Origin of the sequence: Hafnia paralvei (genome assembly GCF_020150375.1) — a bacterium.
Taxonomy (GTDB): Bacteria; Pseudomonadota; Gammaproteobacteria; order Enterobacterales; family Enterobacteriaceae; genus Hafnia; species Hafnia paralvei.
This window is the reverse complement of the sequence record NZ_CP083737.1, coordinates 2,755,506-2,769,249: the sequence shown is the minus strand read 5'-3', so window position 1 is coordinate 2,769,249 and position 13,744 is coordinate 2,755,506. Positions and strand designations below refer to the sequence as shown.

Sequence of the window (13,744 nt, the reverse complement as noted above, 5' to 3'; positions counted from 1 at the left end):
AATTCGAGCCAGTGCACATTTTCTAATGTTTATGCTGCATATTATGAAACCTCATTGTGATAAAGACCCTAGGTAAACTAGCGATAACTTGGCTGTGCAACGCTCCATTGGCGATGTTTTAGTTTGGGTATAGAAGCAATTTTATGTGAAAAACAACAAATAAAAGGATCCTCCATGCGTAAGATTACCTTGGCACTCAGTGCTATCGCTCTTGTGATTGGTCTAAACCACTCGGTACAAGCAAAGATATCAACGGATACGCCGCTTAATGCTGGGGTGACCGTGGCCCAATTGGCGCACCAAATGCCAATTCACTGGGTGTCCGTAGAACAGATTGAGAACAGTTTACAAGGCATTCCTGCGATGGCAGTCGGCTTTGATATTGACGATACCGTACTTTTTTCCAGCCCCGGTTTTTATCGTGGACAGAAGGAATATTCGCCACAAGATCAAAGCTATCTGAAGAATCCTGAGTTTTGGGAAAAGATGAACAACGGCTGGGACAGTTTCAGTATGCCAAAGCAGGTGGGCAAAGATTTGATCGCCATGCATCTTAAACGTGGGGATAGCATCTATTTCATCACCGGACGCAGCCCAACGAAAACTGAAACGGTGACAGAGACGCTGCGCGACGATTTCTCAATTCCGGCTGCCAGTATGAATTCGGTGATCTTTGCAGGCGATTTGCCTGGGCAAAATACCAAGGTGAATTGGATTAAGGACAAGAAGATTAAGATTTACTACGGTGATTCTGATGGAGACATCAACGCGGCTCGTGATGTTGGGATCCGAGGCATCCGCGTGTTGCGTGCTTCAAACTCAAGCTACCAGCCGTTGCCGAAGGCCGGTGCGTTGGGGGAAGAGGTTATCGTCAACTCTGAATACTAATGCATAGATTTAGCGGGGCAGAATGTCTGCCTCGCTAAGTTAATCAATTGGCTTTTGCAGCCAGGTTAAAGTATCAACCAAACTTTCAGTTTTTTCTTCCACCACGCGTAGTGCGTCTGCCATACCTTGGTTATAGAAATGAGCGCCGAGCTCTTTGGCGAAAAAATCCAGCAAAAACTCAGCGTCAAAATCGCCGATTTCCACGTCTAATTCGCGCTGCAGATACTTTTGCAGTTTATCCACCATGTGGGCCGTTTGGTCACGGCTGAACGTTATTTCACTCATAGCATGGCCTGATCTTCATCAACAGTATCAACAAGAATATTTTGGTGTTTAAGGTGATTTTTATACCCATCGGCAAGGCGATAATCGGTAATGACTCGGGAAATAGCCTTCAGCGGTTGCAGCGGATTAGGATGAATTTGCCCAAATTTTGATGAGTCGGTAAGTATGATATTCTCCACGCCCTTGGCTAGCACCGTGTTGGCGACATCGGCGCGCATCATATCGCGTCCGGTAAAACCGGTTTCGGCATGATAGCCGTCAATTCCCAGGAAAGCCTTGCTGAAATAGACCTGCTGAATACATTGGCGGGTGAGCGGCCCAACCATGGTTTCACTTCCCTTTTGATATAATCCGCCCATCAGGATGACCTCACACTCGGTTTCTTTTAATAAGTGGGCGATATAGGTACTGACGGTGATTAACGTGACCCGTTTGCGTTCTGCCAAATAGCGAGCCAGTAGGGCGTTGGTGCTGCCGTTTTCGATGAAAATGGTTTCTCCATCGGTGACCAACGAGGCGGCATAGGCGGCAAGCTTCTGCTTTAGCGTGAAGTTAATCATCATTCGAGCATCAACGTCGTCGCTCTCAAAGGCAACGGCGTAGCCATGTATGCGCTTAAGGTAGTTACGTTTTTCCAACAGATTCAAATCCTGACGGATCGTAACTTCTGAAACGCCGGTATTACGTGACAAATCCGCCACGCTGACACGGCGTAGATCGTTAACATATTGCAGAATGGCTTGCTGTCTTGAATTCATGAGTTCCTTGGCTTAGCGTCGCATCACATCGGTGGCCGCAGCCACCGATGGTTCAGAGGTGAGTCGCCACACATCAAAGCGTATGTTCGGTACGGGCGATAATATCATCCTGAGCGTCAGGAGATAAGGCCGTAAAGAAGGCAGAATAGCCTGCGACGCGAACAACGAGATCGCGGTAGTGCTCTGGATGCGCTTTGGCTTCTAACAACGTTTCGCGTGAAACAATGTTGTACTGAACGTGCCAGCCGCGATGGACTTCGAAGAAGGTGCGTAACATCAGCATCAGCTTTTCACGATCCCGAGGAGCTTCGAGCGTTGCCGGGTTCAATTTTTGATTCAGCAATACGCCGCCCAGTATTGCTTGGGTTGGCAATTTAGCCAGTGAGTTAAATACCGCTGTTGGTCCTAGGTGGTCGGTTCCTGATGCTGGACTAGCGCCTTCGGCTAAAGGTGTGTTGGCTTTGCGTCCGTCCGGCGTGGCTTGAGTGGCTGCACCAAAAGGCACGTTGGCGGAAATGGACGATGTCCCTGCGTAGTAGGTGCCGCCGATAGGGCCGCGACCATAGCGGGTATTGTGATATTGCTTCAACTCCTCAATATAGGTTTGATAAGCGCGAACCAGCAGATTATCGACGTCATCCACGTCATTGCCGTATTTAGGGGCGTGGTTCATCAAGCGTTGACGCAGCAGTTCTCCGTCTAAACCATCAAAGTCATTTTCCAATGCGGCGGCCAGTTGTTGTTGACCAATGGCGCCTTGCTCAAACACCAGTTTACGCACGGCGGCTAAGCTGTTACCCAAATTGGCGATCCCTACCTGTAGACCGGATACCCAATCGTATTTAGCTCCGCCTTGCTTCACGCTTTTGCCCCTTTCTATGCAGTCGTCAACCAGCGCGGAACAAATGATGTCGTGCGCATTTTCTTCCAGCACGGTATCAACCACACATTCGATTTCGATGGATTTGCGCGTGTAGTAACGAATTTGCTCGTCCCATGCCTGCATGACCTGATCGAAATCATTAAAATTGCCTTTCGACAGGGCGCGTTCTTGAGGGAGGAAAACTTTGCCGCTGGTGGCATCACGTCCTTGCTCCAGCGCGGCGAGCATCACCCGAGCAAAGTTGATAAAACTCATGCCGGTGCAGCGATATCCCCATTTGCCGCCGACGGCGGTTTCAATACAGCCAATAGCGGCATAATCGTAGGCATCCTGCGGTTCAACGCCTAACTTGATAAATTCTGGAATCACAATTTCATCGTTATTAAACGCAGGCATACCGAAGCCGCAGCGAATGACCTGCACGCAGGCATCAAGAAAATCATTACTCATTCCCGCGTGATAGCGGACGCTGAGATTTGGCTGCGTTGAGCGTAAACGGCCGCAAGACTCCAACACCGCATAGGAGAGGGGATTAACCGCGTCACACGGCTGTCCGTTTAGCAGTGTTTGTCCGCCTATGGTGACATTTTGGTACAGCGGACTTCCCGCAGACGCTTTAGAGTGAGACCCCGAACGGATTTTATTCACCTCGAGCAGTTTCAGCCAGCAACCTTGCAGAAGCTCAATCGCAAATTCACGGCTGATATGTTGAGTTAACTCCACGTCGCATCGGTACCACGGATAGAGATATTGATCGAGGCGGCCAAACGAAACCGAATGACCATTGGATTCAATCTGCAATACCAACTGGATGAAATAACAGAGTTGGAGTGCCTGCCAGAATGTTTGCGGTGGCTGATGGGCAATCAGCTCGCAGTTTTCAGCGATATGAATGAGCTCAGATTGGCGCTCGGCACGGGTTTCCTGCTTCGCCATTTTTCGCGCTAATTCAGCATAACGTAAAATGTGCTCGCTCAGCGCGGCTAATGCGATATCGATAGATTTAAGAAACTGCTCTTTATGCAAGTCATCCCAGTCTGTGAGCTGCAAACGGCCACGACGCTCATCGACTTTTTCACGCAGTCCATCCAAACCTTTTTCTAATAACAACGGAAAATTCACCGCCAGATGGGCATCGCCGGAGGTCATATTCCCTTCAGCTTTGATAATGCCCGTCGCTAGCAATGCTTTCTGCTCATCGGTAAAGATACCGTAGCAGCGGTCTTGTACCGTCTGTCCACGCCACCATGGGCAAATTTTGTGTAATACCGCTTTGTTTTCTGCTGAAACAGAGAACCCTGCGCCAGGACGATCGGCTAACTCATCGATCTCCTGCTCAATCCAACTGACGGTGTATTCTGGGAATATTGGCGCGGCACGGACTTCGCTGGCCTGATTACCTATAATTAATTCATCGTGTTTGATCCAGATCGTGCGCTGTTGCAAATGGTGAGCCAACGCCAGCGCGCGGCGAACGGGTAACGGCTTATCCTGATGATGTTGATACATTGCGGTGTAGTGTTGAGCGCGTTCGGTACATACCGGCGGTTTACCAATATGGATCAGAGTTTCTTTATGTGCGCGAATGCGTGGCGACAGCGTAGTCAAATCAAGTTGAGTCATAGCATTATCCTCGTAACAGAGCCGTTAGACCTTTATCGCGGGCGTATTGCTGCGCAAAGTCGAGTAACTCTGGATTATCCAATGGTTTGTCCGCGGCTAGATAGGGCATATCTAACAGACGGTATTTGTTAATACCAAGGGTGTGGTAGGGCAAAAAATGAATATCTTTAACGCCAAGCTCTTCAGCGGCAAAATCGGTAATGGCGCGAATAGAGGCTTCATCGGCGTTGAAATCGGGAATAAGGGGGACGCGGATGGTCATGTTTACATCGCGCTGGGCAAGACGACGAAAATTATCCATAACGCGTTTTGCAGAACCGTCAGTCCACAGCTTAAAGGTCTCTGCGTTGACGTGTTTAAGATCGGCCAGTAGCAGGTCTAGGTACTCAAGACTGGGTTCGATATTGTGCCAAGGTACGTGCAGACAGGACTCTACCGCCGTATGGATCAGGTGTTCATGGCAACGTCTGAGTAATTCTGAGCAGGCTTCGGGTTGCATAAATGGTTCGCCGCCGGAGAGTGTTAATCCTCCGCCAGTGCGCTGATAAAAGGGGGCGTCGCGTAATACGATGGCCATCACTTCTTCTAGATCCAGCGTGGAACCGCACACAGATAACGCGCCAGTGGGACAGCACTCTTGTAAACGATCTAAATCGGCTTCACTGAGTGCTTCACGGTTGATCGCAATGCCGCTATCGCCATGAAGAATGGCCTGTGGCACACATTGCTCGCACAGCTGACAACCTTCGATACACAGACGTGCATCAAACAGCACCTGACGTTTACGTGAACGGCTTTCTGGGTTTTGGCACCAACGGCAACCCAAAGAACATCCTTTGAGAAATACCACGGTGCGAATACCTGGACCGTCATGAGTGGAATAGCGTTGCAGGTTGAATAGCATGCGAACTCCGAAGCGTATTAATTGTGCAAATATTTCTAACGAAGATTAATACACTTTCGAATGAAAGTGAGTTTGACATTGATCAACTAGAGATTGGTTTAATGCTTTATAGTGTTCACAATTAGACGTTGAGCACATTTTCGTGAGGGGAAGTAAATGGAACTGTATCTGGATACGGCAGACGTTATTGCGGTGAAAAGATTGGCGCGCGTTTTGCCATTACAGGGTGTCACCACTAACCCAAGCATCATTGCCAAAGAGGGGAAATCTCTGTGGGAAGTTCTGCCGGCGCTGCGAGATGCGCTGGGTGGGACGGGTAAACTATTTGCACAGGTCATTGCGAATGACTCAGAGCGCATGGTCACCGAAGCGGTGATGATGACCGAGCGGGTATCTGGCGTTATTGTGAAAATACCCACCACGGCCGAAGGGTTAGCGGCAATCAAGAAGCTGAACACGATGAATATCGCGACGTTAGGCACAGCCGTATACGGTGCAGGTCAAGGCTTGCTGGCTGCGATGGCGGGAGCCGCTTATGTTGCACCTTACGTGAATCGCGTGGATGCGCAGGGCGGTGACGGCATTGGTATGGTGCGCGAATTACATCAGTTGCTAAAAATGCATGCACCTGATTCCCGCGTGCTAGCGGCTAGCTTCAAAACGCCTCGTCAGGCTCTAGATTGCATGCTGGCGGGCTGCGAAGCCATTACGTTGCCTATTGATATCGCCGAGCAAATGCTGCTCAGTCCTGCGGTGCAGTCAGCGGTTGAGAAATTTGAGCAAGACTGGCAAGGAGCCTTTGGTACTAACGTACTGGGCTAATCAAATTTGAGGACGGTTTTAAAAGAAGTGATTCTTCCACCCTGTGAGTGAGACCTGACAGGGTGGTTTTCTTTCTATGCCAGAGAGAAATGTAAATGTTAGTACGCTTCTCTGATATCACCGATCACGGTTTGAGCAACAGGGAGAGCGATATTCAGATCGCCCACTGCGCTCATGGCTGGCAACGAAATATTGAGGTCACCAACATCAGGTGATTTGCCATCCTCTAGCGCTGAGGCCTCGACTGACTGTTGGTATTGTGGTTCAGACTTAGGCTGAGGTTTGCGGAAAAATCGTGGCATACCGCTACCACCATAGACCGTCACCAGTAGGGCGGAAGTCGTCAACACACAGGATGCGCTAATCAAAATACCTGCAAGATCCATACTGTCCTCTGAACATGATTGATAACGATTTTTATTTTAACTCTCATGCCAGCTATCAATCCAGATCTAATTGAGTTTTATTCTTATTTGCTACGTAAGTGTTAAGTAGAGATTGAGTTTTTTACATAGAAATGCAGGCATGCAACATAATTACCGCCGCGAGATGAGGTGGTTTTTGTGATGAGTGATCTATTGTTTCGTATAATCGCGAGCATCAATGCTATATCAGCCATAGTCGATCTGGTATGATGAGCGCTATGTTATTAGTGGAATATCGTCGTTACGGAACGTCAAAAATATGGTTATTAAGGCGCAGAGTCCAGCAGGGTTTGCAGAAGAGTATATCATTGAAAGTATTTGGAATAACCGCTTTGCACCTGGATCAATCTTACCAGCAGAGCGCGAGCTATCTGAGCTTATTGGTGTCACTCGCACCACTCTGCGTGAAGTTCTACAGCGTTTAGCGCGAGATGGTTGGTTAACGATTCAGCATGGTAAACCAACAAAAGTGAATAATTTCTGGGAAACCTCAGGATTAAACATTTTGGAAACATTGGCTCGCCTTGATCACGACAGCGTTCCGCAGCTTATTGATAACCTGTTATCCGTACGCACAAACATCGCTTCTATTTTTATCCGCACTGCGGTTCGTCAGCATCCTGATAAAGTTCAAGAGATCTTGGCACAAGCCGAAACGGTAGAAGATCACGCTGAAGCCTTTACCGATTTGGATTATGGTATTTTCCGTGGTTTGGCATTTGCTTCGGGCAACCCGATCTATGGATTAATCCTCAATGGATTAAAAGGGTTATACACTCGCGTAGGGCGCTATTACTTCTCCAATCCTGACGCGCGTAAGCTTGCACTTTCGTTTTATGCCAAGCTGAGCCAGCTGTGCCATGAGCAGAATTACGAGAAAGTTATGGAATATGTGCGTAATTATGGTAAAGACAGCGGTGCCATTTGGCATAGCATGCAGGGTTCCATCCCAAGCGATTTGGCTGAAGGTCGTCGCTAGTCGTTGATTGCTTCGTCGTTGATCACGTCGCAAATAAGATAGAAAAAGGGCGCATCTAGCGCCCTTTTTGCATTCGGCTAAAGTGCCAAAATATTAAAGCGGGTTGGGGCGAGAGGGGCAACGCTCCAACAGCTCAACGTTCCCCTCTTCGTTTACCTGCTCTAAATAAACATCAAAACCCCATAGGCGATGCAAATGTTTAAGCACTTCGCGCCGACCTTTATCCAGCGGTGTCCGATTGTGCGGCACATAGCGCAGGGTTAAGGAGCGATCACCGCGCAATGCAACGTTCCACACCTGAATATTTGGCTCATGATTACTGAGATTGTACTGGGCTGAAAGCTGTTCACGTATCCGACGATAACCTTCTTCGTTGTGGATTGCGTCAATTTCCAGATAGTTGTTTCTATCATCATCCAATACCGTAAATAGCCTAAAATCACGCATTAGTTTCGGTGATAAAAATTGGCTGATAAAACTCTCATCTTTAAAGTCACGCATGGCAAAGTGCAGCGTTTCTAGCCAATCAGAGCCGGCAATGGCGGGGAACCAGTGGCGATCCTCTTCTGTCGGATTTTGACAGATTCGTTTGATATCTTGGAACATGGCGAAACCGAGCGCATACGGGTTAATACCGCTGTAATACGGGCTGTTGTAGGCAGGCTGGTATACAACGTTGGTGTGGCTGTGCAGAAATTCCAACATGAAGCGATCGCTAACCAAATTTTCATCGTAGAGATGATTCAGTATGGTGTAGTGCCAGAAGGTAGCCCAACCTTCGTTCATCACCTGAGTCTGCTTCTGCGGGTAAAAATATTGGCTTACTTTACGCACGATGCGCACAATCTCGCGCTGCCATGGCTCCAGCAACGGTGCGTTCTTTTCTAGAAAATAGAGAATATTTTCCTGTGGTTCACTGGGAAAGCGTACGGCTTCAACCGCCTGTTCTTCGCGTTCTCGACGAGGCAGTGTTTTCCACAAATCGTTGACCTGACTTTGTAGATACGCCTCGCGTGACTTCTGACGCGCAATCTCTTCTTCCATTGATATTTTCTGCGGTCGTTTGTAACGATCGACGCCGTAATTCATTAATGCATGACAGGAGTCCAGCAAACGCTCGACCTCATCCACGCCATAGCGCTCCTCACATTCGCTGATGTAGTGACGGGCAAACAGCAGATAATCGACGATGGAACTGGCATCTGTCCAACTGCGAAACAAATAATTGTTCTTAAAAAATGAGTTATGCCCGTAACACGCGTGCGCCATCACCAGCGCTTGCATAGTGATGGTGTTTTCTTCCATCAAATAGGCAATACAGGGGTTGGAGTTGATGACAATCTCATAAGCCAACCCCTGCTGACCGTGCTTATACAGTTGCTCGGTTTCGATAAATTTTTTCCCAAACGACCAATGGGTGTAGTTGATGGGCATACCGACGCTAGAGTAGGCATCCATCATTTGTTCAGCGGTAATGACCTCAATCTGATGCGGATAGGTATCTAGTCGATAATGCTTCGCGACGCGATCGATTTGATCTAAATATTCCTGTAGCAACGGGAACGTCCAATCTGGGCCATCACTTAGTGTGGCGGCTTCCCGTGCCTGCTTGCGAGTTGAAATAGTCATTAGCGCATCTCCCGACGAAAACATGATTGTCAGTGGATTCTTTGTCAGCGGATCTATCAGATATGTAGACCCTGTAACAAGCGTAGCTCAAGGAAGAAAAAGCGAGATGTTTTGTCGTTGTACCAGTGACTTAAAGTTGCTGCGTTAGGGCGGCTGGTACGCTGAGGGGGAAAATCCAGCGCCGATAAAAATGCAATTTGTCGGAGTTTTATTTCGCAATTTAGGTGAATTGTTGGTTTTTAGTTTTGTGTTTTAAATGGTTTTTAGTGAGGTGGGTGATGGTTGAGCTAGGGAAAAGTCCAGAGGTGAATTCCATAAGTGTGAGAGTGAAAATCACCGTTATATTCCAAGTATCAACTTAATAATAGAGAGAGTGAGAGGTTTGTTGCTAATGAATCAGAACTAGCTGCGGCGATAAAAATTTACGCAACATAAAGTAAACGCCAGATAAAAGCAAAGCCATCACGAATGTCATATGCTTAAACTAAATGTTGCAAATATGTAATTACCTGCATTCTGTAATTCTTTATTTTTCAATGAATTAAATTTGTTTTGGCACAGAAGGCAAAACACTGTCGATATATCGCAACATTGGAATAATCGTGATTTCATTCACATTTACAGTAAGAGTTGTTGGTCGGATTTTTATATTTGGTTATTTTTGTGTAACCAGAATATTGTGCTTTTAACCATCGGGATGTGGAGTTGTCTATGCGTATTATCGTGCTGGGGAGTGGGGTAGTCGGCGTTGCGAGTGCTTGGTATCTGGCGCGGGCTGGTCATGAGGTCATGGTGCTGGATCGACAAGATGGTCCTGCTCTCGAAACCAGTGCAGCAAACGCAGGACAAATATCGCCCGGTTATGCTGCTCCTTGGGCTGCGCCTGGGGTGCCGTTGAAAGCCATCAAATGGATGTTTCAACGGCATGCGCCTTTGGCTATTCGGTTGGATGGCACTACCGATCAGCTACGTTGGATGTGGCAAATGCTGCGTAACTGCGATAGTTCGCACTATGCGCTCAATAAATCTCGCATGGTTCGCCTGTCAGAATACAGCCGCGACTGCTTGAAAGCACTACGTGCAGAAACCAATATCCATTACGAAGGTCGCCAGAAAGGGACTCTACAACTGTTTCGTACCGCTCAACAGTTTGAAAATGCCGCTCGTGATATTGACGTGCTGAAAGACGCTGGCGTTCCCTATCGATTAATGGAAGCCACTGAGCTTGGCTCGGTGGAGCCTGCTTTAGCGCAGGTACAGCATAAGTTGACTGGTGGCCTGCAGTTGCCTAATGACGAAACCGGTGACTGTCAGCTGTTTACTCAACAGTTAGCGACAATGGCGCAGCGTGAAGGTGTCGAGTTCCGTTTTAACACGCCGGTCGATCGCCTGTTGAAACAGGGAAATCAGATTGCGGGTGTGCAATGCGGGAACGACGTTATCACTGGTGATGCCTATGTCGTGGCTTTTGGCTCTTACTCAACGGCGCTGTTACACGACATGCTCGCGATACCGGTTTATCCGCTTAAAGGTTATTCGTTGACTATTCCGATTACGCGTCCGGACGGAGCGCCAGTGTCTACCGTTTTGGATGAAACGTACAAGATTGCTATTACGCGTTTCGACCAACGGATCCGCGTCGGCGGAATGGCTGAGATTGTGGGCTTCAATACACATTTATTGGACGCGCGACGTAAAACGCTGGAAATGGTTGTGCGCGATCTCTATCCAAACGGCGGTAATATTGAACAGGCCAAATTCTGGACTGGCCTACGACCAATGACGCCAGACGGCACGCCAATGGTCGGTAAAACGCCGATCAAGAACCTTTATTTAAACACTGGGCACGGTACATTAGGTTGGACTATGGCTTGTGGTTCCGGTCAATTGTTGGCGGATATTATTTCAGGCGTCACGCCAGCGATTCCATCTGAAGATCTTTCTGTCGCACGCTATGACAAATCTTTTCGCCAACAGAGCGGACGTAGCCTAAGCGATATTCATACCGCACACTAACAATTAAAAACGCCGCAGGAGCGGTTAATGCTAGCCCCGTGTATCTCGATCTCTTAAACGATCAGCATTACGCGGGAGGATCGTTACTCCTTCTATACGGCTGCGGTTCACCTGCATCTTCGTATTATTTTTATAGGAGAGGGCTATGCCTCGTCCCATTCGTGCGATCATCGATTTGTCGGCCTTAACTCACAATCTCGATCAGATTCGCCAGCAGACGCCAGAGGCTAAAATCTGGTCAGTCGTCAAAGCAAACGCCTACGGGCATGGGCTAAGTCGTATTTGGCGAGCGTTGGCAAAAACCGATGGCTTTGCGTTACTCGACATTGAAGAAGCGATTTTGCTGCGTGAACAGGGATGGCAGGGGCCAATCCTGTTGCTAGAGGGGTTCTTTCAACCGCAGGATCTACAACTCATTGATAGATACCGTCTCACCACGACAATCCATAATGAATCACAGTTACAAATGTTGGGGCGAGCTCGTTTAAGCGCGCCGGTTGATATCTATCTAAAAGTGAACACCGGTATGCACCGTTTAGGCTTTATGCCTGAGCAATTGATGGCGATTTATCATTCTGCGCGAGCACTGCCAAACGTGGATCACATTACGTTGATGACCCATTTTGCTAATGCCGACAACCATCTGGGCGTGGAGTCACCGCTGGATGCGTTTAATGCGGCCGCCGTCGATATTTCAGCACCACGCTGTTTGGCAAATTCGGCAGCTACGCTGTGGCATCAACCAACGCACGCCGATTGGGTCAGACCTGGAATTGTTCTCTATGGGGCATCGCCAACCGGTCGCTGGCATGATATTGCAGAAAGTCACTTACGTCCGGTCATGAGCTTGCACAGCGAAATTATTGCTATCCAAAACATACAATCAGGCGACAGCGTTGGGTATGGTAGCCGCTATCAAGCGGTACAACCTCAGCGAATAGGTATCGTGGCCTGCGGCTATGCGGATGGTTATCCGCGCCATGCACCATCGGGAACACCTGTATGGGTTAGCGGGCAGCGCACTCAGTTATTAGGTACGGTTTCAATGGATATGCTCTCCATTGATTTAACTGCGTTGCCAGAAGAGCAAGTTGGTGAATCTGTCGAGCTGTGGGGACAAAACCTGCCGGTAGATGATGTTGCGCAGTCCGCAGGGACTATTGGTTATGAATTACTCTGTGCAGTGGCCCCGAGAGTGCCTGTAACGGTGTTATAACGGAAAAGTATCTTGCTTGTCTCAATAAAAAAGAGCGGAACATCTCATGGTGCTCCGCTCTTTTTTTAGGGCGATTAGGCTTGATGAACCGATTTAACGCGCCCCTTTAGTTTGCTGCTCAGTAAGCGTGCGGAGAGCGCGAGCACCGCCCCCAACAGCATCACTAGCGCTAAAGCGGGTTTGGCTGCCATCGGCAGTGCGATGGCGACGAGCGCGATGCAGGAGCCTATCGCCATCTGCACAAATCCAACCAAGGCTGACGCAATCCCTGCTTCGTCAGAATAAGGCTCTAGTGCATAGCTAGTGGCAGGTCCCATGATAAAGGCCAAACCGGCACAGGCGCTGGCTACGGGCAGCATATAGCTCAGCCAGTGCTGGCTGGCGTCTACTGGCAGCAAGTGCATGCCCACAAAAAGACCGATGCAGCCCAATGCCATTAGCAGAGTCCCCAGCATCAGGCAGAACGGGCGGCCTGCACGCTGAATCACTTTATTGGCGATGAGGCTGACGAACAAAATCCAAAAGCCGTTACCACCAAAGATAAGCGAGAACACCAGCGGAGAAAGTTTGTCGTCAGTCATGAGTACGGTAGGCGCGAAGGAGACATAGGTAATCGCCATTCCCATCGCGCCAGCGTTAACCAGCGCAAAGCGTAAGAAGCGACTGTTGCTTAGAATACGAGCATATTGTTTTAACGGAAGACCTTTCACCGGTTTAGTGTCGGCAGGGCGAGTTTCTGGCAGCCAAATAGCGATAATGACGAAAACTACGACGGCATAAAACACCAGGAACCAGAATGGAGCGCGCCAGTTAAACAACTCGGCCAGAATGCCGCCGAGTAACGGCGCTAACGCTGGCACGATATTTAGCGTACCGTTGAGAAATCCAAATGCTTTCGCCGCTTCGTTACCGTTCAGACGATCGCGAACACCGCTGAAGCACACCACGCCGGTGCAGCATACGGCGCATCCTTGAATGACGCGAGCGAGCACAAAAATATCCGAAGAGTTGGACAGCGCGGCGACGGTTGAGCCTAAGATATACAGGGCTATGCCGATCAGCGCGATAGGCCGCCGACCAAACTTATCAACCAGAGGCCCCGCGATAAGCTGTCCCAGTCCCATCACCAACAGGAACAGTGAAATCGTGGACTGAATGACTTCGTTTTTAACCTGAAAATCCGCGGCAATAGCGGGGATGGTCGGTAGGAAAAGATCTATCCCCAAAGGGCCAAATAAGACAAGACTGAGCAGGAGCAGAATATAGTTTCGCATAGGTTTATTTTATGGTTTTTGTGGTCAGTTAAGCAGGTAGAA

Annotated in this window: 12 protein-coding genes; 5 read left to right on the top strand and 7 right to left on the bottom strand. The window is 48.7% G+C overall.

Annotation, left to right across the window (positions count from 1 at the left end; translation table 11 throughout):
- Nucleotides 1–174: 174 nt before the first annotated feature.
- A complete protein-coding gene (gene aphA / locus K9N75_RS13115; protein WP_004092994.1) occupies nucleotides 175–888 on the top strand; it encodes an acid phosphatase AphA in 714 nt (237 codons plus the stop codon).
- Between the two features lie 39 nt (nucleotides 889–927).
- On the opposite strand, the gene K9N75_RS13110 is transcribed toward aphA, so the two are convergent.
- The 4 genes from K9N75_RS13110 to K9N75_RS13095 all read right to left on the bottom strand — a co-directional run bounded on the left by K9N75_RS13110 (nucleotide 928) and on the right by K9N75_RS13095 (nucleotide 5,341).
- Nucleotides 928–1,173, bottom strand: a complete 246-nt coding sequence (locus K9N75_RS13110; protein WP_008813763.1) for a DUF2164 domain-containing protein — start codon at nucleotides 1,171–1,173, stop codon at nucleotides 928–930.
- Nucleotides 1,170–1,931 (bottom strand): DeoR/GlpR family DNA-binding transcription regulator, encoded by a 762-nt coding sequence (locus K9N75_RS13105; RefSeq protein WP_224451719.1) that lies wholly within the window; start codon nucleotides 1,929–1,931, stop codon nucleotides 1,170–1,172. The genes K9N75_RS13110 and K9N75_RS13105 overlap by 4 nt, the downstream gene beginning before the upstream one ends.
- 73 nt (nucleotides 1,932–2,004) lie before the next feature.
- The gene (locus K9N75_RS13100; RefSeq protein WP_224451718.1) at nucleotides 2,005–4,437 is read right to left on the bottom strand and encodes a formate C-acetyltransferase/glycerol dehydratase family glycyl radical enzyme; all 2,433 of its coding nucleotides are present in this window, start codon (nucleotides 4,435–4,437) and stop codon (nucleotides 2,005–2,007) included.
- A gap of 4 nt (nucleotides 4,438–4,441) precedes the next feature.
- A complete protein-coding gene (locus K9N75_RS13095; RefSeq protein ID WP_224451717.1) occupies nucleotides 4,442–5,341 on the bottom strand; it encodes a glycyl-radical enzyme activating protein in 900 nt (299 codons plus the stop codon).
- Nucleotides 5,342–5,497: 156 nt separating this feature from the next.
- Between K9N75_RS13095 and fsa the strand changes: the two genes are divergently transcribed.
- Nucleotides 5,498–6,163, top strand: coding sequence for a fructose-6-phosphate aldolase (gene fsa / locus K9N75_RS13090; RefSeq protein ID WP_004093003.1), 666 nt, complete (start codon nucleotides 5,498–5,500; stop codon nucleotides 6,161–6,163).
- A gap of 98 nt (nucleotides 6,164–6,261) precedes the next feature.
- Here the strand turns inward: fsa and K9N75_RS13085 are convergent, their stop codons facing one another.
- A complete protein-coding gene (locus K9N75_RS13085; protein ID WP_008813757.1) occupies nucleotides 6,262–6,549 on the bottom strand; it encodes a hypothetical protein in 288 nt (95 codons plus the stop codon).
- A gap of 298 nt (nucleotides 6,550–6,847) precedes the next feature.
- Here K9N75_RS13085 and fadR point away from each other — a divergent pair, with 298 nt between their 5' ends.
- A complete protein-coding gene (fadR, locus tag K9N75_RS13080; protein WP_004093015.1) occupies nucleotides 6,848–7,567 on the top strand; it encodes a fatty acid metabolism transcriptional regulator FadR in 720 nt (239 codons plus the stop codon).
- 93 nt (nucleotides 7,568–7,660) lie between these two features.
- Here fadR and K9N75_RS13075 read toward each other — a convergent pair whose 3' ends face one another.
- Nucleotides 7,661–9,196, bottom strand: coding sequence for a SpoVR family protein (locus K9N75_RS13075; protein ID WP_224451716.1), 1,536 nt, complete (start codon nucleotides 9,194–9,196; stop codon nucleotides 7,661–7,663).
- 711 nt (nucleotides 9,197–9,907) lie between these two features.
- Between K9N75_RS13075 and K9N75_RS13070 the strand changes: the two genes are divergently transcribed.
- Together K9N75_RS13070 and dadX are read left to right on the top strand one after the other, a co-directional pair.
- Nucleotides 9,908–11,212 carry a D-amino acid dehydrogenase gene (locus tag K9N75_RS13070; RefSeq protein ID WP_008813755.1) on the top strand — a complete coding sequence of 435 codons (1,305 nt, stop codon included), beginning with the start codon at nucleotides 9,908–9,910 and terminating at the stop codon, nucleotides 11,210–11,212.
- Between the two features lie 145 nt (nucleotides 11,213–11,357).
- The gene (dadX, locus tag K9N75_RS13065) at nucleotides 11,358–12,428 is read left to right on the top strand and encodes a catabolic alanine racemase DadX (protein WP_224451715.1); all 1,071 of its coding nucleotides are present in this window, start codon (nucleotides 11,358–11,360) and stop codon (nucleotides 12,426–12,428) included.
- 74 nt (nucleotides 12,429–12,502) lie between these two features.
- On the opposite strand, the gene K9N75_RS13060 is transcribed toward dadX, so the two are convergent.
- Nucleotides 12,503–13,702 carry a multidrug effflux MFS transporter gene (locus K9N75_RS13060; RefSeq protein WP_224451714.1) on the bottom strand — a complete coding sequence of 400 codons (1,200 nt, stop codon included), beginning with the start codon at nucleotides 13,700–13,702 and terminating at the stop codon, nucleotides 12,503–12,505.
- Nucleotides 13,703–13,744 lie beyond the last annotated feature (42 nt).

Excerpts from the sequence above, each read along its gene's own strand:
- aphA (WP_004092994.1), top strand. The coding sequence starts at position 175 with ATGCGTAAGATTACCTTGGCACTCAGTGCTATCGCTCTTGTGATTGGT.
- K9N75_RS13110 (WP_008813763.1), bottom strand. The coding sequence starts at position 1,173 with ATGAGTGAAATAACGTTCAGCCGTGACCAAACGGCCCACATGGTGGAT.
- K9N75_RS13105 (WP_224451719.1), bottom strand. The coding sequence starts at position 1,931 with ATGAATTCAAGACAGCAAGCCATTCTGCAATATGTTAACGATCTACGC.
- K9N75_RS13100 (WP_224451718.1), bottom strand. The coding sequence starts at position 4,437 with ATGACTCAACTTGATTTGACTACGCTGTCGCCACGCATTCGCGCACAT.
- K9N75_RS13095 (WP_224451717.1), bottom strand. The coding sequence starts at position 5,341 with ATGCTATTCAACCTGCAACGCTATTCCACTCATGACGGTCCAGGTATT.
- fsa (WP_004093003.1), top strand. The coding sequence starts at position 5,498 with ATGGAACTGTATCTGGATACGGCAGACGTTATTGCGGTGAAAAGATTG.
- K9N75_RS13085 (WP_008813757.1), bottom strand. The coding sequence starts at position 6,549 with ATGGATCTTGCAGGTATTTTGATTAGCGCATCCTGTGTGTTGACGACT.
- fadR (WP_004093015.1), top strand. The coding sequence starts at position 6,848 with ATGGTTATTAAGGCGCAGAGTCCAGCAGGGTTTGCAGAAGAGTATATC.
- K9N75_RS13075 (WP_224451716.1), bottom strand. The coding sequence starts at position 9,196 with ATGACTATTTCAACTCGCAAGCAGGCACGGGAAGCCGCCACACTAAGT.
- K9N75_RS13070 (WP_008813755.1), top strand. The coding sequence starts at position 9,908 with ATGCGTATTATCGTGCTGGGGAGTGGGGTAGTCGGCGTTGCGAGTGCT.
- dadX (WP_224451715.1), top strand. The coding sequence starts at position 11,358 with ATGCCTCGTCCCATTCGTGCGATCATCGATTTGTCGGCCTTAACTCAC.
- K9N75_RS13060 (WP_224451714.1), bottom strand. The coding sequence starts at position 13,702 with ATGCGAAACTATATTCTGCTCCTGCTCAGTCTTGTCTTATTTGGCCCT.